Source organism: Bacillus sp. Marseille-P3661, assembly GCF_900240995.1.
In the GTDB taxonomy this organism is placed as follows: domain Bacteria; phylum Bacillota; class Bacilli; order Bacillales; family Bacillaceae_J; genus OESV01.
The window spans coordinates 2,003,451-2,021,229 of the sequence record NZ_LT965953.1 but is presented as its reverse complement, the minus strand read 5'-3'; the positions used below and the strand labels follow the sequence as shown (position 1 = coordinate 2,021,229).

Genomic DNA, 17,779 nt, shown 5'->3' with positions numbered 1-17,779 from the left:
TGAGAGTGAAACGTTGCGAGCGAGAAAAGTGTAACAAAGATGCTACTCTTCTTTATAAAGTTTCATAATAGCCCTTTGCACTAAAGTTTGAAAAACATAAAAGGTTGAAAAAAGTAGAAATATTATATATTTGATAAGAGAAAAATATCTATATTACCTATTTCCAAAGTAATTATAGTAGTATCATGTCCGGAGATTACCAAAACATAATTAAGAGACACTGAAATTCATTGAATTTTTTACTTGTCAATGTAAATACAACTTGACGAACAAAATATTTAGATGATTTAAAAAATTATAAAAAATTTTAAGATTTGTTGCATATACAGCAACGTTCTAGTTGTACAAGCCCTTAAAAATTATTATTATATATCTTACAAGCATGAATATTAATGACATGTTTGTAGGTAAACGCTTAAGTAATGTTTATAGAGATAAAAAACTTACTTAAGAAGAATTATTATATTTATTTTGGGAGGTTTGACATGAAAGGGTTTACAAAGAGTTTTCTAGCGGGGTTATTTGTTATGATGTTTTTGTTTGTTTCTGCTTGTAATAGTTCAACAGATTCAAGTGGAAGCACTAATGAAGGTGGAGGAGAAAAGTCTAATAGTGAGACAAGTGATGTAAAACTAGAATTTAAGATGGGACATATGAACTCTCCTAACCATGTGCAAGACAGTATGGCTATGACACCATTTAGTGAAGAGGTAGCAGAGTTAACAGGAGGAGCTGTTAATTTTAAGGTTTTTCCAGGGGGAGCATTAGGTGGTCCAAAGGAAACTTACGATAATATTGTAACAGGCATCATGGATGCTGGTTGGGGTTTACAAGGGTATAATGCGGGTAAATTCCCAATCCATTCAGTCCTACACTTACCATTCTTGGCAAATGGAGATGGTGCAAGCTTGAGTGTTGTTGCTCAAAAGCTATATGATCAGTTCCCTGAAATTCAAGCGGAATACTCAGATGTTCAACCATTATGGTTCCATGCGGCTGACCCATATGCGATTATAACAAAAGATAAAGCGGTTAGAAGTTTTGAAGATATAAAAGGTCTTAAGTTAAGAACACCTTCTGTAGAAGGCAGTAAAATGTTAGAGGCATGGGGAGCTACTCCAGTATCTTTACCTGCACCTGAAATTTATGATGCAATGCAGAAAGGTGTAATCGATGGAGGTGTACTTCCTGTCGCAGCAATTAACGACTTTACTTTAACAGATGTTGTTGATTATGTGACACTTGGAAACTTCAATACTAGTCTTTTCTATGTTGTAATGAACAAGGATAGCTGGAACAAAGTCCCTGCAGAACAACAAGAGAAAATGAAGGAATTAATGGGTGTTCCGATGGCACAACGTGCTGGTGAAGCATTTGATTTCCAAAAAGAACAAGCTGAAAAAGAATCAAAAGACGCTGGTGTTGAGTTTATTGAATTACCAGAAGAAGAGCTGCAAAAGTTTAAGGATGCAGCACAAGTTGTAACAGAAGAATGGATTTCTGAAATGGAATCTAAAGGCATTCCAGGACAAGAAATCTATGATACAACAGTTAAGTTAATTGAAGAAGGGGCAAATAACTAGGTATTATATTAATTTTAAATATATAATATGCGACTTAATATAATATTTTTAAAGAGATCACTAGGTTAAATAAAACCATGTGGTCTCTTTTTTGAGTACAGGTCTGATTTCTATTCTTTAATGCACTGATAAAAAAGTGCCTGCCATTTGGTATATACCACAATGGCAGGCATTTTTATTGAGGAAATATAATCTTTTACTTGAAATACACTTTTTCGATATTATACTTGGATTGGAGTTTATTTATAGCGTAAGTTTCGTATATTTCTCTATTCATTGGGTCTTCTTCTATACAGATAGAGATTTTGTATACCTCTTCCCTATGGTTTTTAATTGGTGAAACAGTGTCTTCAAAATGTTTTTTAATTCTTTGTCTTAATTTGCGTGCTTTTCCAATAAAGAGCAGCTCATCGTTTTTATTAAAAAATAAGAAGATACCGCCTTTATCTCTTGGGATTAGATGAAAATCAATGAACCCGTATACGGGCTTTATCTCTGGTTCGCCCTCTTTTAGTACTTGTTTTCTTTGCGTAATTGTGATGTCAGGTGTAGGCATTTCAATTTTTATCAAGTTGTTCACGTCCTCGTTTCTACTTTCTTCTTAGTAAGGATAAAGATATCATACCTTCTAATAAAAAGCTATATTTATAAAACTTAGGACATGTGGTTTATGTTACGTGACTGTACATTTTTGCTAAACTTTGTAAGGTATAAACGTCTTTGGTGAACGTAATTTGAAAAAGCCCACGAAGGTTACCACAAGCATACCGACCAAGAAGGCTATAAAATAGGGAGATATTATATCCCGAACCGCTCCGGTAATAAACGAACTACTAATAATTCCTAGTGAATATACAGCAGACATATATCCAAAGGCTCTCCCGTGCATCTCGCTTGGAGTGTTATCTGTAATTCCGGTTGCCATAGCCGGCATAATTAATCCAAAGAATAATCCTATTAATAATAACAAAAGTGATAGAGGCAGGGACGAATTTAAGAGCATAAACAATATCATTGACATGCCAAACAAACCAATCATTAGTCGTTTTATTGGATCGAAACGGTTCACGAAAAATAATGAAAGGGAAATGAATGTTCCGATTCCCATATAACTAAATAACTGACCTGTGTTAAATGTAGATAGCCCTTTCTCAATTGTTAAATAGGGGATTTCAAAAATGATTACACCGTGGATATACATGACAGCAAAGCCTATTAAATAAATAATAGATAGGTTAGTAGAACTTAAAGCGCGTTGTGAATGATAGGCACCTTGAATACGGGTTTTGACCGTAACAATCTGATTTCTTTCTCTTAAAAAAGGTATCGAATAAATACCGGTTAATATCATTGCCGCGCCTATAAAGAAATAAGTGTTTTCATAACCAATTAAGGCAACCATTTTACCCCCGATTAGCGGAGCTATAATACTTGCGATAGTTGATAAGAGCCCATTTATAGCAATATTTTTCCCTTGCTGACGACTATTATTTGCATAGCTGGAAAGTAAGGTAAACGCCGCGGGGAATAAAAAACCCAATGTGAATCCATTTAAAGCGTGCAATATCAACAAGTCGTAAGAGTCTGATGCTAATCCGTGGGCTATAAACAGCCAACCCGAAACGAAAAGAGGTAGTGTAATAAAGGCCTTTTTGCTAATACGATCAACCAATGGTCCTGCAATTAAATTTCCAGATAAATTACTGAGTGAAGTGGCTGAAAGGATAATTCCCACAAAAATACTTGTTGCACCAAATGCAGCTGCATAAGGGGTAAAGATAGGAATTTGAATTCGAACAATTAAACTAAAAAAGAACATGACTAAAAAAATATGCCATTTGTTTATGGTTGTTTCTTTCACTTTGTTCACCTCTGAGAATAATATATGCAACAGATAAACAATTAGACGAGCAATATTCTATGACAATATCCCTATTATTAATAACTCTATAAAGAAAAGGATATATCAGTCCTGTATTAACTAAAAAGCAAAAATAATGCTGATATACCTACTGTTACGTCATTTCTAACTATTTAGGATTTTTTTATTCTTTTTTTAGTACCAGCTATATTAAAGTTAGTATTCAATCAGAAGAAAGGTAAGTTTGGAAGTAATAATTAAAGGAAAATATAACGTCTAAACTTTGCAATTTTCAAAATTTTGGAATAGTATAAAAATATAAAACAACTAGGATCAATTTTAGTGGATGGAACATATATTGATTTCAATAATTGGAGGAGAAATAATGGGACTAGAAACAAAATGGATACGTTATGGTAATGAACAAGAGTATGTAGGGTACATGGCTAAAATCGATCGTGTGGAAAAAGACTTACCCGTTGTTGTTGTTATTCAAGAAATATGGGGTGTAAATGGCCATATTCAAGATGTAACAGAAAGATTTGCGAAAGCAGGATATTTAGCATTTGCACCAAACTTATATGAAAGACACGGGGAACCTATTGAAGATCTAAGTGATGAACGTGTAGAAGAGGTAAGAGCATTTCAAGATTCATTGCCACGCTCGATATGGTCCAATATAGAGGAAAGAGAGAAAGCTATACAAAAGTTGCCAGAAGAGAAACGAAAACGTATTTCTAGGACATTTGCAAAAATGTTTGGAGGGATGGATACAGCAGAATACATAAAGCAATTATTGGCTACAACTACCTTTTTAAGGGAAGAATGTGAGGTTTCAAAAGGACAAGGTATTGCATCCATCGGATACTGTATGGGAGGAGCTCTTTCTGCGTTGTTGGCTTGCCATGATAGTCAATTAAAAGGAGCTGTTATTTTTTATGGAAATGCTCCTTCTCAAGAAGAACTAGCTAAAATTAATTGTCCGGTCTATGGATTTTATGGTGAATTAGATAAGCGTATCACAGATCAGGTACCAGTTTTAAGTGATCATATGAAACAACAAGGTAAAGATTTTTCTTATAAAATATATAAAGATACCCACCATGCTTTCTTTAATGATACTAGGTCATCTTATAATATCATCGCTGCAAGAGATGCCTATCAAACTGCTTTACAATTTTTTAATGATGTATTGACTACAGAATAATAAATATAATAAAAATGAAAGCCCAGGATGATAAATAAGCCTGGGCTTTCATTTTTATTATAGTATTGGAGTTTTAGTGGTTGAAATTACAGTTGTTCATTAGAATCATATTGGTAACCAGAAATAATGCGGAAGTTCCCAAAGCTAATCCATTTGCAGATTTATGTTTAATCCCTAGTTGCTATTGTAATATTGGACCAATTATGGTGGTTTTAAATCCAAGAACCTACAATCCCATTTTTAAAGACCAGTGGTTTTGGAGGGAATAGATGTTACGATATGAAGGTTAACTTATATTTTTTTAGATTAGGGGTAATCTGAATGGTAGACATTTCAGTATGGTTCCACAAATTTGTTTGAGGTGAAATTATGAATATATTATGGGGATTTTTTGGGATATTTGTTGTATTAGGAATTGCATTTCTTTTGTCAAGTGCAAGAAAGGATATTAATCCAAGAACAATTATTTTTGGACTAGCAATTCAACTTAGTTTTGCATTTATTGTTCTAAAATGGGAAACTGGGCGTTCTGCATTAAATTGGATCACAATGAGAGTTCAAGATATTATTGGCTATGCAAACGAGGGGCTCACCTTCTTGTTCGGTCCATTAGCTAGTGCTGAAGAGTTTGGGTTTGTTTTTGCATTTCAGGTGTTGACGATAATTATCTTCTTCTCATCATTAATCTCCGTTTTATATTATCTTGGAATTATGCAATGGTTTATTAAAATTATTGGTGGTGCATTATCTAAAGTACTAGGTACTAGTAAAACAGAATCAATGTCTGCAGCAGCGAATATTTTTGTTGGACAGACAGAAGCTCCACTTGTTATTCGACCGTTTATAGCTAAAATGACACAATCTGAGTTATTTGCAGTTATGACTGGAGGTCTTGCCTCAGTCGCTGGTTCTGTGCTTGTTGGCTATTCCTTACTTGGTGTGCCACTTGAGTATTTATTGGCAGCTAGCTTTATGGCTGCACCAGCTGGTTTGATATTAGCTAAAATTATTTTACCTGAAACTGAGGAGACTGAGACTTTTGAATCTATCGAGATGTCAGATGATGATGATGTTGTAAACGTAATTGATGCGGCTGCTCGTGGTGCTGGAGATGGTTTAATACTTGCTTTAAATGTAGGAGCGATGTTATTAGCATTTATAGCATTAATTGCACTCGTAAATGGTATCTTAAGTGTTTTAGGAGGATTGTTTGGGTATAATGCTTTATCGCTTGAAGGGATCTTAGGCATACTTTTTTCACCTATTGCATTTGCTGTCGGTGTTCCTTGGTCGGAAGCGGTGACAGCGGGCAGTTTCATAGGACAAAAATTAGTATTAAATGAGTTTGTTGCTTACTCTGCATTTGCACCTCAAATTGAAGTACTATCTGAAAAAACGGTTATGGTTGTTAGTTTTGCACTTTGTGGATTTGCTAACTTGAGTTCAATGGCGATTCTGTTAGGTGGTTTAGGTGGACTAGCTCCAAGCCGGCGTCCAGACATTGCAAAGCTGGGTTTAAGATCAGTCGCTGCGGGGATGTTAGCTTCACTTTTAAGTGCTGCGATTGCGGGTATTTTTATTTAAGGATTTGTTAAAGCTCTTTGTATAGCACAGTTATGTTGGTTGAAACGGAGGGCGCGGAGACTACTGCAAGTGTATGGGATCGTGGAGACCATGCTCGCGAGCGACGAGGTTGCTCTCCGGACCGCCCTATGGTTCGCACAGCTCCTTGAGCAGATATTAATAAACGTATGATTCTTTCTAGGAAAATAAATACCTAATATAAAAACGGCTAAGTCGAACAGACGACAAGCCGTTTTATTTTCAATAGTCAATTCAAGTACAAAATATTAATGACTTTCTGTGTAAATTTGGAAAGTCACACCGAATTTATCGGTTACAATACCATATCCCGGGCTGAAGTCCGTTTTCTGGAAAGGCATGCTTACTTGGCTTTCTTGCTGTAAGGAATCAAAGATTTCATTTGACTTTTCAAGATTGGGACTAGTGATACATATCGTCACTTGATTTCCTTTTTGATGGGGTTGTCCAGGAAAAGTATCCGAAAACATTAATTCTGACTCTCCAATCTTTATCGTTGCGTGGGAAACACGATCTTTTGCTTCTTCTGGCAATTGAAAGTTTGGATTAGCAGGCATTTCGCCAAAAGTAATAATTCCTAAGACTTCTGCATTAAACACTTTTTCATAATAGTGAATGGCTTCCCTAGAATTCCCATCCATCACTAAATATGGAATTAATTTAACAGACATAAACTCAGCTCCTTGATTAACATCAACATAATTAATAGCATATTTCATAATAACCAAAATGAAACATTACCACAGAATTATATTTTAACCTATATTACCAAAAAATAACAATAGAATGTGCCCAGGAACAAGTGAACTATTATTTAGAAAAACTCTCCTAAGGTGGAGAAGAAAAAGCTAAGAAGTGATTAATCTTGCATATTCAGTAAAGAAACATGGGATACTAGGTGGTGAAAAATTAAGAGGAGGCCATTAAAATTGAGCTTAACAAATAGGGAGCAAATCGATATTAAAAAAAGTAATGAAGAAACTCTACAAAGGAATTCAGGCAATTATCAGTCAAAAGATGATGTAACAGCACAAAATGATGGTATACGTTATGATTATGATGATTCTTCCGATCTGAAATCCTAGGTGTAGAGAAACGTTTTTATACAGTCCAAGGATTTAAACGAAAAAACCAACGGAGACGATGTTTTCGCTGGTTTTTCTTTTTATGTTATGTATAAAAGTTCATTAAAGACTGGTAAATTTCCCAAAGTAAATTTTGTGGTTTTTAATATTTTTTGATGAGGTGTTCCCCATCTCACTAAAAAGCTAACCACGGCTATTCTCTTTGTTATAACATTCAATCAGATGAATTTTCTACTTTTTGTAACATAGTATGAGAAGTGATTGAGTATTAAATAGAAAAATAGTTTTTAGGGATTACATAGAAGATATAGCGACACTAGTAGTCAATAGTGTATGTAACTAATTTTTAGTAAAAGCTCAAATTCCTTGGTATTATTAAAGTATTAACAATAATACTAAGGCTTTTTTTATGGGATTCATATAAGGTACGAGGAGGAGATATATTAATGAAATATAATTTTGATGAAATTATTAACCGCCGGGATACATATTCATTAAAATGGGATGGTAGCGAATTAATTAAAAAAATGGGAATTACCCAAAGATACGACGAAGAGACCATACCTTTATTTACCGCAGATATGGATTTACCTGTACCACAGCCTTTAATTGATGCTTTACACAAAACAGTTGATCATAAAATTTATGGATATTCAATCTTTCCTAATGATTATTATGAAGCGATACAAAACTGGTTTAAGAAAAGGCACGATTGGGAGATTAAGAAAGAAGAGATTGTATATAGTCCAGGTACTGTTCATGCCATTAATATGGCTATAAGAGCGTTTACTAAACCAGGGGATGGGGTCATTATACAGCGTCCTGTTTATCCACCTTTTACAAAAGTCATTGTAGGTAATGGAAGACACGTTAAAAACAATGCATTGATTTGTGACGAAAATGGCTATTATTCCATTGATTTTGAGGATTTTGAATCGAAAGCAAGAGAAGAAAACACAAAGTTATTTCTTCTATGTAATCCCCAAAATCCAACAGGGCGAGTTTTTAATCGCGTAGAACTGCAAAAATTAGCTGATATATGTGCACAAAATGATGTGCTTATTATTGCTGATGAAATTCATGGTGATTTAATTAGAGTGGATCAAAACTTTATTCCAATTGCAAAATCGGTGACCAGTTCAGATCATATTATTACATGTACAGCAATCAACAAAACCTTTAATGTTGCTGGCCTTCATTGTACAAACGTTATTATCCCGAACCCTACGCTAAGAAAAATATATATTGCAGAACTGGGGATGCAATTGGCTTCTCCATTTACGATTTCAGCACTGATAGCCTGCTATAATGAGGGCGAGGAATGGCTTGAGCAATTGAAAGAGTATATTGATGGAACTATGGAGTGGGTAACGCGTTTTATCAAGGAGAGAATCCCAAAAGTAAAGGTTAGAATTCCGGAAGGAACGTATATCATGTGGATGGATTTTAGCGGGTATGGAATTTCACCCGAAGAAGTACATGATCGGATCTATAATAAAGCGAATGTAATCTTAGAAGACGGCATTATGTTCGGAAAAGAAGGATTGCAATATCAAAGAATTTGTTTGCCATCGCCACGACCAATAATAAAAGAAGCTTTTGAACGAATTGCCAAAGAATTTGAGGATTTGAATTAAGAAAAATGTTATTCTCGATTATTGAATAATTTGTACGAACCCTATGGAACCCGGTTTGTCTAACTCACCGGGTTTCTTTTTTGAGGATTACCTTGAATTTCAAATAAAAATTGAGATAAGTCTAATGACCTATTCTTCATGTTACTAAAATTAAAGAATAAATTAATTGTTACTTTTGTCTCTTTTACCACATTGTTTAAAGTGTTTTAATAATTTAATAAATATTTGAAACGGTGGAAAAAAATGGAGAATAGATTTAACGAGCTTATAACAAAATTTCCGTTTCTAGTAATTGCTTTAATGATTGGTATACCGGTAACTCTTGCGATAACATCGTACTACCTTTTTTATTGGTTAGCATTTGTAATTGTTGTATTTGGATTTAGCGGGATTTTCATATACAAGATTTTATATCAGGAAATAAGATTAAGAATTCATCATAAAAGGAAAAATAAGACTAATAGGCGCTATCAAAATAGTTGGGATACAAACCGAAAAAGAAAGAAACTAGAACGTAAACGCAAATTGGCCAAAATGTCTGTATATGAAAGAATTAGAGAAATGCTTATTAACATATTAAGCTATTTATTGGTACTTGGTATTTTTGTTGGGATCCCTATAGGTGGATGGTATATTGGCAAGGATTTCATATTAGATACTCCTTATTATTTCTTTCATCAATTTGAAAAAAAAACAGGGGTCTATCAAGGTGAACAAATTGTTTCAGGAAGAAAGTCGCTTTCTTATAAAATCGTTAATATTGATGACATGACTTTCCAAAGTGAGACACATATGGAGTTTGATTTTGGTGATAAAGTAACCATTGAGTATTTGCCGCATACTAAGTTAATTATGAATATTGTTGAAAGAGAAAATGGATATAAAGACAATTTATTTAATGATTCAAATTATGTGGTACAAGAACCATTTACTGAGAAAGAAAAAGAGTTAAAAGGCTCATGGATACAAGAAAATGAAGAAGGTCTTATATATAGTCTCACGTTATCAAGTAATCGATTAGGCATGTATAGTGATTCTAGTAAAATTGATGAACATAATAAGTATACAGGACGTTGGCGTTTTGATGAAAGCAATAGCACAGTTATTATAGAAGTTGAGCAAGCAGTCGATATCGATTGGCAATTAATTAAGCATCCTGATCAATTAGAATTTAAGGTTCTGAGTTATGATGATCAAACTCTTGTTACAGTGTTTCAGGATCAAGAAATTATGTTTACTTTAGAATACCATTAGGTTAAGGTGAATGAGTTCCAATGTTTCTAACAAGATACAATCAAATATAAATAAGCCCTCTCTAGTAATAGAGAGGTTTTTTATGTGAGAACTGAAAAACCAGAAATAATTCGTGACCTTTTCAAGTGTATATTTTATAGTTGAATGGAACTTTATATATTCTTATACATGGAGGTAATATGAAACCGTATGTAGGTCTACTATTAATTATATCAATTATTGCTATATCTTTTGCTGCCCTATTTGTAAGGTGGTCTGATGCACCAGCAACAATACTAAGTATGTATCGTATGTATTTGGCGGCTATCCTGTTATTACCTATGGTATGGACAAAAAAAGATGCATTTATTAAATTATCTAAAAGAGATTGGCTGTTTTTATCGATTGCGGGCATTTTTTTGGCTCTGCACTTTGCTTTGTGGTTTGAATCATTAAGACATACAACAGTAGCTAGCTCAACTATCATTCTAGCTTTACAACCTATTGTTGCTTTAATAGGTGGTTTTATTATTTACAAAGAAAAAGCAAAATTTTCTACCTTAGTCACAGTAGGAGTTTCACTAGTAGGAGTATTTCTAGTTGGTTGGGGAGATTACGGATTAAGTAAATTTGTTATTATTGGGGACATTTTATCATTTTTAAGCGTCATTGCTATTGTCTGTTATTTGTTAATTGGTCAATCAAAGGTAAAGACGATTTCCCATTGGATTTATAGCTTTTGTGTGTTTTTATTTGCAGGTGTTTCATTAACTATTTACAACCTGTGTACAGGTACTCCAATCAGTGGTTATAGTTCACGGGAATGGGGGCTATTTCTATTATTAGCTATTTTTCCTACTATTGCTCACGTTATATTTAATATGTTATTGAGCTATGTAAACTCGGCAACTATTTCAATGAGTATTTTAGGTGAACCTGTTGGAGCAACAATCTTAGCGGCCATATTTTTGGGAGAACGAGTTAATGCCTTGCAAGTTCTAGGGGGATTCCTTGCATTATTTGGTGTTTTTATATTTTTAATTCTTCAAAAAAATATTTCTACTAAAAAAGAGACTACTAGTGGTTTATGAGAAAAAACATACTATGGCAATCCCTCGAGGTGATGTTAACGGTTTAATGTGTTTATTAGAGCATTATCTTTAATAAATTGATAAATCGTTTAGCAATATGGGACTGAAAGCTACCCTTAATTGTAATAATAATCACTTCTAACGTCCCTATTTTTAAGGATGACAACTAAAGTGAAAAGATTAATGATTATGTTAAGAAAAAGTGATGCGATCCTGTTTTATTTAGGAAAGAAAGCATAAAATAGTAGTTCATTTGTCGTGCTTAATTTAATTAAATATTAGAATTATAACCAAAAATGTGAATATTTGAAACCAAAGGTTGTGACTATATAGTATTATTAATAGTAGTGTAAGATTTATGAAAGGTGGTGTTTTGTATTTGGGGATATTATTCTCTTTTTTAAGTGCTTTATCATTTGCATGTAGTAATCTATTTGTAAAAAAGGGGATGTCAACAAGTCAGGATAATAGTGGATACTTTATTTCGGTTATTAGCAATTTTATTATTTTAGGATTGGTATTTTTAATTAGTCTTCTTTTCAATGGTTTTTCCTTTANATGTAGTAACCTATTTGTAAAAAAGGGGATGTCAACAAGTCAGGATAATAGTGGATACTTTATTTCGGTTATTAGCAATTTTATTATTTTAGGATTGGTATTTTTAATTAGTCTTCTTTTCAATGGTTTTTCCTTTACATTTTCTTGGACCGCTCTATTTGTCTTTGTTATGGCAGGACTATTAACAACTGGTTTTGGTAGATTCCTATCTTTTAAAGGTATCAAACAAGTTGGTCCGTCGCGGGCATCCATTATTAAAAATGGATCGCCTATTTTCAGCATATTGTTCGGAGTAATTGTCTTAGGGGAAACATTAGGTCTTTTTGCTTTGATAGGGATTATGTTAGTTATTGGTGGCATTTATTATCAAGGTTATAAGGATTTTAGATTAAGTGAATCATCTGTTTCACAACTTGATTCAAAGCAAACACGACTTGGTTTTTTATTTTTAGTTTTATCTGCTTTATCTTTCGGAATTGGTCAAGGGGTAAGAAAACAGGGACTTCTCATCTTAGATAATGCGTTCTTTGGTGCGTGGGTAGGAGCAATAACTTCGCTGATTTTTATAAGTGTATATGAGTATAAAAATGGGCAACTATCCTCACAAATGAAGGTAATTTTTTCAAAGAATATTAATCGTAATTATCTTGTAGCGGGCTTGCTTACTAGCTTAGGAGCACTATTTTTCTTTCTAGGTGTTGCATATACACAAGTTTCGTATGTGAGTGTAATTGTAGCAATTGAGCCATTGTTAACTGTTTTCTTAAGCTCATTGATTTTCAAAAAGGCGTTAGAGTCTATTACAGCTCAAATTTGGGTTACTTCATTAACTGTTATGATAGGAACAATTATCATTGCGATTTATTCGTAAGAGATATTACAGTTACAAGTTACGCTTATCTAGTTCCATTCAAATTTGCTCTATGCTGAAAGAATTTTAGAAATGCTAGGTGAGTTATTTTGGATGAAGAGTTTAAGTGAAGATTGATTTAATTGTAACGCAGGGAAATCCCTGCGTTATTATTTTTTTGAATTTGAAAATGGATTTAAGGAGCTCTACAAAAGCGGAATATTACCTTGCTTGCATTCTTCAATCACTTTATCATTCCACACAGAAACTTGGACCTCCCCAATATGTGCCTTTCTAAGGTAAAACATACATAAGCGGGACTGACCAATGCCTCCGCCAATTGTGTAAGGTAGTTTTTTGTTTAGGATATATTGGTGATAATCAAGGTCTATTCGATTTTCATTTCTTGTCAGCTTTAATTGTTTTAAAAGCGCTTTTTCATCTACTCTAATTCCCATTGAAGAGATCTCAATAGCTTTCTCTAATACTGGGTACCAAAAAATAAGGTCTCCATTTAGTGACCAATCATCATAATCAGGAGAACGTCCATCATGTTTTTGACCAGATCGTAAATTTCCTCCAATTTTCATAATAAAGACAGCACCAAACTCTTTAGCGACTTTATCTTCACGTTGTTTCGGAGATAAATTTGGGTAGGTGTCCTCGAGCTCTTGAGTGGTAATAAAGCTAATCTCCTTGGGTAGAATTGGTTCAAGATGAGGATATAATTTATTGATGTACCTCTCAGTAGCCGTTAGTGCCTTATAAATTTTTAGGACTTCCGATTTTAAGGTATTCAGATTACGTTGTTTATAGGCAATGACTTTTTCCCAATCCCACTGATCGACATACATAGAATGGAAGTTGTCTAAGACCTCGTCTCTTCTAATAGCATTCATATCTGTATATAATCCTTCACCAACATGAAACCCATATTTTGCAAGTGCTATCCTTTTCCACTTTGCAAGAGATTGAACAACCTCTATGGATGCATTATTGATATCTAACGCATCAAACGAAACGACCCGTTCTTGACCATTAAGATTGTCATTGATTCCATTTCCAGACTTTAAAAGAAGAGGACCAGATACTCGTATTAAATTTAACTCTTTCGATAAATTACTTTCAAAATGATCTTTTACTTTTTTTATCGCTATTTCAGTTTGAATGAAATTCAATGCTGGTTGATATACGTTTGGAATAATAAGGGTTTTTGTCATAGGTTACCTCCAGTAATTTCATAGTACTAGGTGATTACCTTTTAACCTATGATTTAGCCTTACGATTTGCATCAGCATATGCCTAAGTCTATGCACAAAACCAGCGGGGGAATTTGTAGCCATCAGGATATTTGATTCAACTTAACTTTAATTGTAAAGCCTAGAGATTCGTGCTTTGATTTTGTTCTAAATATAAATTATAGGCTAATTGGAGAAATTTGTGTTCATCTACATATTAGTAGATAAAATTGTTAAGTGCCTTATGCAAAAAGTAATGCGGTGAAAATATATAAAACAGTCGCAATAGCTGCACCAACTGTTGATAGTTTAAGTTTATAACGAGCATATTCCACCAGCTCCATATCTAATATAGATGCGGTAGTAATTGTTGTATCACCTAAAGGTGAGGTTAATGCTCCAAATGCGCCACTTGCAAACACAGCTCCCACTGTTAGTGGGATAGAGGCACCGGTAGAAACTGCTAATGCAATACCTAATGGCATAAACAACCCCCATGTTCCCCAAGAGGATCCAATAAAATAACCGACAACGGATCCGATAATAAAAATCGTTGCAGGGGTCATGAAAGCAGGTAAAAACGATCCTAATGAAGAGCTGACAAAGTTTGAAAAACCAAGATCCTCTGCAGCAAGTGTTAGTGACCAGATTAGTATCAGTAGCGATATGGCTTGCATCATCTGATTACCACCATCGTAAAAATGGTACATAATTTCGTTTAATGGCTGTTTGCGTAAGATATAAAAAATAAACGTGAAGATTAGCGTAATAAAGACAGCTAATAGCATAACAAATGTAGCATCAGCCATCGAAAAGGCTTCAAGTACTGTTTGTGCTCCTTTTTCTTTGCCATCCTGCCATAATAAATACAAGGATAGACCTAGGAGCAAAAATACAGGAATAATCAAATTCCAAGGCTGTGCTTTTACCATTGACAATTCTTTTTTGATTCCAGCACGGTGAAATTCATGTTCTTCATCTTCATTATGGTCTGCTTTTTTTCTGCTCTGATTAGATTTCTTCTTAGAAGGCCAAAGCGTCTGTACAATCCCGATGATTAACATGACAATCGCATAAAAGTTAAACAAGATGCTTAGTAAAAATACTTCATACGGTGACATATCTAAATTTAGTCCCCGAATTCCACCTTCGACTAAAGAAACCATAAACCCAACAAACGCTGTAGCTACAGGTAATAGTACTATCACTGATTCTGTTGAGATGTCCATGGTCATCCCGACTTTTTCCTTAGATAGGTTCATTTTTTTTATTAGTGTTTTAACAATCGGTCCTATCATCATAATCCTAAACATTGGCATCATGAACGTAAAAGGTAATGTAAACCAAATAAGTCCAAGGATCCCGCGCTCAGACTTAATTTTCGTGCCAATCCATTCTGAAAATCCTTTAATACCTCCAGCGATATTCATCATCCCTACTAAACCGCCGAATACATAAAGAAAACTTACTATTTTAATATTCGTTTCATCGGATAAGGTTGTTACTATGTAAGAAATCGACTGTTGTGTACCAGTTATTATGTTCGCTGTAACAATAATAGATCCAACAAGAAGTCCAACTACAAGACCAGGTAAGATGTCTTTTAACCAAATTGCCATTATTATCACAATTAAAAATGGAATTAATGAAACCCATGTTTGATCCAAAGTTTCGTCCCCCTAAAACGTCCGTAAACGATTATAATGTCTGTGTCAGTTCCCACATAGTATTGCCACAGCTAGAAGGGGATATTAATAGAAATTGGAAATCAATTTGAAAAAATAGAGACATTTAGAGTTGTTATGAAAACTTTTTATAGCACAAAATAAGGCACTATGGTGTCAGGACATCCATAGCGCCTTATTGTTTTATATTAATTGGGTTTTTACCCAAGTAAAAGCATATCTATCCCAATATCGTTAAGATTATTGTTGAGTAGTAGATGGGAAAATTTCTAGATACTTAGAGTCAAGTGCGTCCTTAGCTTCTTGAATTTCTGTTGCAGCTAATGTGTCTAGTTGTGCTTTTCCTGCAGTGATATCAGTTGTTGCCTGAGCATCAGCTTCAGATTGTAATGTAGCATTATATTGAGTGATAGCTGTATCTACTTCTGTTTTTTTAGTTTCATTATGATTACCAAGCTCAGAAGTAATTCTATTTTTTAGAGCAATTAAAAATGTATCAAAATCTGTAACTTCAGAAGCATGCGTAGTATTCGCACTAGTTGAAAGTTCATTTTTTTCTAAACCTAATGTATCAGCTATAAATGATTTTACATTATCCAATAATGGTGAAGCACCAAATGTAACACCTGCTCCTAAGGTAATCGTACCTGCCACTACAATAGTTACAACCTTTTTCTTTAGGCTGCTCTTTTTTGTTGGTTTTGAGAATTTTTCTGTTCTTGACATGATTGGTTGCATATTCCTCTTCCCTTCAAATGAGATTCTTTTATTTTTGAATCTCCACTTTTATATAATAAAAGTGGCAACTGGCTGACATAGTGCTTTACACCTTAGTCCCTATAGCTTTGCGTCCATGCTTTTCAACATGTTTGCGAGATTAAATATACTAACTTTTTTCATCTTCAGCAATCTGAAATTATTGCTATTGCAGGAAATCTTTATCCAAATAAATGGAAGAGTTTGTTTTCAATAAGTATAGAACTAAGTAAATTGTTGTTTCGATTTATTCATTAGTTAGGGTTTCCAAGTAATTACCAATCAAAAATAAGAATAAATTCATTACTATCTTTTCCAAACTATTACTGTCGTTTATGAAGAAATTAGTGATCAAATTCAAAATATGAAAGGGCTAAAAAATTGAAGAAAAATTCAGTACTTTTACTTTGTATTATTTTCGTTGTGTTGATTAATGAATTTCCTGCATACGCGGTACAAATTAAACCAACTAATATTTACGTAGTGCAATCGGGAGATTCTTTAGAGGAAATCGCAATGAAGTATGAAACCTCCGTAGAAGAAATAAAAGCAACAAATGGTTTACAAGAGAACGTATTATTTGTTGGTCAGAGATTGTGGGTTCCGGTGTTGTACGAGGTGGTTGCTGGAGATACACTACAGACGATTGCTAGGGCACATAATTCTACAGTCGAGATCATAAAAACAACAAATGGATTGTCCTCTGATGAATTACATCTCGGGCAAATAATAAAGATTAATCCTAAAAAAATGACGATGCAAGGAAAGCATATTCTGATGACGAGGGATGAATTTAAGAATTGGCTACAACATCATAAATTTAGTCGTAAAATAACACTAATCCAACATCATCATACATGGGCACCATCATATAAACATTTTAACGGTTATAATCATTTTTCTATGCTGAAGGGAATGGAGAACTATCATATTAGAGAAAAGGGGTGGAAGACAATTGCGCAAAATATCACAACTTTTCCAGATGGTAAAATAGCCGTATCTCGACCGTTTAATGTAACTCCTGAAGGATCAATAGGATGGAAGGCCAATTCAGTAGGATTAACCATTGAAAATGTTGGAAACTTTGATAGGGGACATGATGTCATGACAGCAGAACAAAAAGAAACGATCGTTTATATCACTGCTTTGTTAAGCATGAAATTTGGGTTAACTCCTTCTATTGATAGCATCACTTACCATCATTGGTGGAGTTTGAAAACGGGGGAAAGAGTGTTAGATAAAGGGCCTGAATATAATGTCAAAACCTGTCCAGGCACAAACTTTTTTGGAGGAAATACAACGACTAGCGCTAAAAATAATTTTTATCCACTTGTAGAACGTAAAATCCAGGAAATTTCAGCATCACATCAATAAATATATTTCTTAAAACTTT

Annotated in this window: 15 protein-coding genes and 1 riboswitch; of the genes, 9 read left to right on the top strand and 6 right to left on the bottom strand. The window is 33.9% G+C overall.

The features are described from left to right. The first annotated feature begins 485 nt into the window (after window positions 1–485). Window positions 486–1,583: a TRAP transporter substrate-binding protein gene (locus C1724_RS09345; protein ID WP_102346400.1), complete on the top strand. Its 1,098-nt coding sequence runs from the start codon at window positions 486–488 to the stop codon at window positions 1,581–1,583. 196 nt (window positions 1,584–1,779) lie between these two features. Here the strand turns inward: C1724_RS09345 and C1724_RS09340 are convergent, their stop codons facing one another. Both C1724_RS09340 and C1724_RS09335 read right to left on the bottom strand, forming a co-directional pair. Continuing rightward, window positions 1,780–2,139 (bottom strand): nucleotide excision repair endonuclease, encoded by a 360-nt coding sequence (locus tag C1724_RS09340; RefSeq protein WP_258000372.1) that lies wholly within the window; start codon window positions 2,137–2,139, stop codon window positions 1,780–1,782. Window positions 2,140–2,277: 138 nt separating this feature from the next. Then, window positions 2,278–3,444, bottom strand: coding sequence for an MFS transporter (locus C1724_RS09335; protein ID WP_258000328.1), 1,167 nt, complete (start codon window positions 3,442–3,444; stop codon window positions 2,278–2,280). 385 nt (window positions 3,445–3,829) lie between these two features. Here C1724_RS09335 and C1724_RS09330 point away from each other — a divergent pair, with 385 nt between their 5' ends. Both C1724_RS09330 and C1724_RS09325 read left to right on the top strand, forming a co-directional pair. Continuing rightward, window positions 3,830–4,651, top strand: coding sequence for a dienelactone hydrolase family protein (locus C1724_RS09330; RefSeq protein ID WP_102346398.1), 822 nt, complete (start codon window positions 3,830–3,832; stop codon window positions 4,649–4,651). A gap of 369 nt (window positions 4,652–5,020) precedes the next feature. Beyond that, complete coding sequence (locus C1724_RS09325) at window positions 5,021–6,235, top strand: NupC/NupG family nucleoside CNT transporter (protein ID WP_102346397.1); 1,215 nt, start codon at window positions 5,021–5,023, stop codon at window positions 6,233–6,235. Between the two features lie 266 nt (window positions 6,236–6,501). Here C1724_RS09325 and C1724_RS09320 read toward each other — a convergent pair whose 3' ends face one another. Beyond that, on the bottom strand, window positions 6,502–6,924 hold the full coding sequence (locus tag C1724_RS09320) for a VOC family protein (protein ID WP_102346396.1): 423 nt from the start codon (window positions 6,922–6,924) through the stop codon (window positions 6,502–6,504). Between the two features lie 258 nt (window positions 6,925–7,182). On the opposite strand from C1724_RS09320, the gene C1724_RS25570 reads away from it, so the two are divergent. From C1724_RS25570 to C1724_RS09300, 5 genes are all read left to right on the top strand, one after another. Then, window positions 7,183–7,338, top strand: a complete 156-nt coding sequence (locus tag C1724_RS25570; RefSeq protein ID WP_180994205.1) for a hypothetical protein — start codon at window positions 7,183–7,185, stop codon at window positions 7,336–7,338. A gap of 446 nt (window positions 7,339–7,784) precedes the next feature. After that, window positions 7,785–8,975, top strand: a complete 1,191-nt coding sequence (locus C1724_RS09315) for a MalY/PatB family protein (RefSeq protein WP_102346395.1) — start codon at window positions 7,785–7,787, stop codon at window positions 8,973–8,975. A gap of 243 nt (window positions 8,976–9,218) precedes the next feature. Then, complete coding sequence (locus C1724_RS09310; protein ID WP_102346394.1) at window positions 9,219–10,229, top strand: hypothetical protein; 1,011 nt, start codon at window positions 9,219–9,221, stop codon at window positions 10,227–10,229. Window positions 10,230–10,408: 179 nt separating this feature from the next. After that, window positions 10,409–11,299, top strand: a complete 891-nt coding sequence (locus C1724_RS09305) for a DMT family transporter (RefSeq protein ID WP_102346393.1) — start codon at window positions 10,409–10,411, stop codon at window positions 11,297–11,299. A gap of 358 nt (window positions 11,300–11,657) precedes the next feature. Then, entirely contained in the window at window positions 11,658–12,728 is a 1,071-nt protein-coding gene (locus tag C1724_RS09300) for a DMT family transporter (RefSeq protein ID WP_102346392.1), read from the top strand. Between the two features lie 185 nt (window positions 12,729–12,913). Here C1724_RS09300 and asnA read toward each other — a convergent pair whose 3' ends face one another. From asnA to C1724_RS09285, 3 genes are all read right to left on the bottom strand, one after another. Beyond that, window positions 12,914–13,927, bottom strand: coding sequence for an aspartate--ammonia ligase (gene asnA, locus C1724_RS09295; protein ID WP_102346391.1), 1,014 nt, complete (start codon window positions 13,925–13,927; stop codon window positions 12,914–12,916). A 260-nt stretch (window positions 13,928–14,187) separates the two neighbouring features. Then, complete coding sequence (locus C1724_RS09290; RefSeq protein ID WP_102346390.1) at window positions 14,188–15,612, bottom strand: Na+/H+ antiporter NhaC family protein; 1,425 nt, start codon at window positions 15,610–15,612, stop codon at window positions 14,188–14,190. A gap of 258 nt (window positions 15,613–15,870) precedes the next feature. Beyond that, a complete protein-coding gene (locus C1724_RS09285) occupies window positions 15,871–16,368 on the bottom strand; it encodes a hypothetical protein (protein ID WP_102346389.1) in 498 nt (165 codons plus the stop codon). 60 nt (window positions 16,369–16,428) lie between these two features. Continuing rightward, a riboswitch (cyclic di-GMP riboswitch) is annotated at window positions 16,429–16,514 on the bottom strand. Window positions 16,515–16,767: 253 nt separating this feature from the next. Here C1724_RS09285 and C1724_RS09280 point away from each other — a divergent pair. Continuing rightward, window positions 16,768–17,760 (top strand): LysM peptidoglycan-binding domain-containing protein, encoded by a 993-nt coding sequence (locus C1724_RS09280; RefSeq protein ID WP_258000327.1) that lies wholly within the window; start codon window positions 16,768–16,770, stop codon window positions 17,758–17,760. Window positions 17,761–17,779: the final 19 nt, after the last annotated feature.

Excerpts from the sequence above, each read along its gene's own strand:
- C1724_RS09345 (WP_102346400.1), top strand. The coding sequence starts at position 486 with ATGAAAGGGTTTACAAAGAGTTTTCTAGCGGGGTTATTTGTTATGATG.
- C1724_RS09340 (WP_258000372.1), bottom strand. The coding sequence starts at position 2,139 with ATGCCTACACCTGACATCACAATTACGCAAAGAAAACAAGTACTAAAA.
- C1724_RS09330 (WP_102346398.1), top strand. The coding sequence starts at position 3,830 with ATGGGACTAGAAACAAAATGGATACGTTATGGTAATGAACAAGAGTAT.
- C1724_RS09325 (WP_102346397.1), top strand. The coding sequence starts at position 5,021 with ATGAATATATTATGGGGATTTTTTGGGATATTTGTTGTATTAGGAATT.
- C1724_RS09320 (WP_102346396.1), bottom strand. The coding sequence starts at position 6,924 with ATGTCTGTTAAATTAATTCCATATTTAGTGATGGATGGGAATTCTAGG.
- C1724_RS09315 (WP_102346395.1), top strand. The coding sequence starts at position 7,785 with ATGAAATATAATTTTGATGAAATTATTAACCGCCGGGATACATATTCA.
- C1724_RS09310 (WP_102346394.1), top strand. The coding sequence starts at position 9,219 with ATGGAGAATAGATTTAACGAGCTTATAACAAAATTTCCGTTTCTAGTA.
- C1724_RS09305 (WP_102346393.1), top strand. The coding sequence starts at position 10,409 with ATGAAACCGTATGTAGGTCTACTATTAATTATATCAATTATTGCTATA.
- asnA (WP_102346391.1), bottom strand. The coding sequence starts at position 13,927 with ATGACAAAAACCCTTATTATTCCAAACGTATATCAACCAGCATTGAAT.
- C1724_RS09285 (WP_102346389.1), bottom strand. The coding sequence starts at position 16,368 with ATGCAACCAATCATGTCAAGAACAGAAAAATTCTCAAAACCAACAAAA.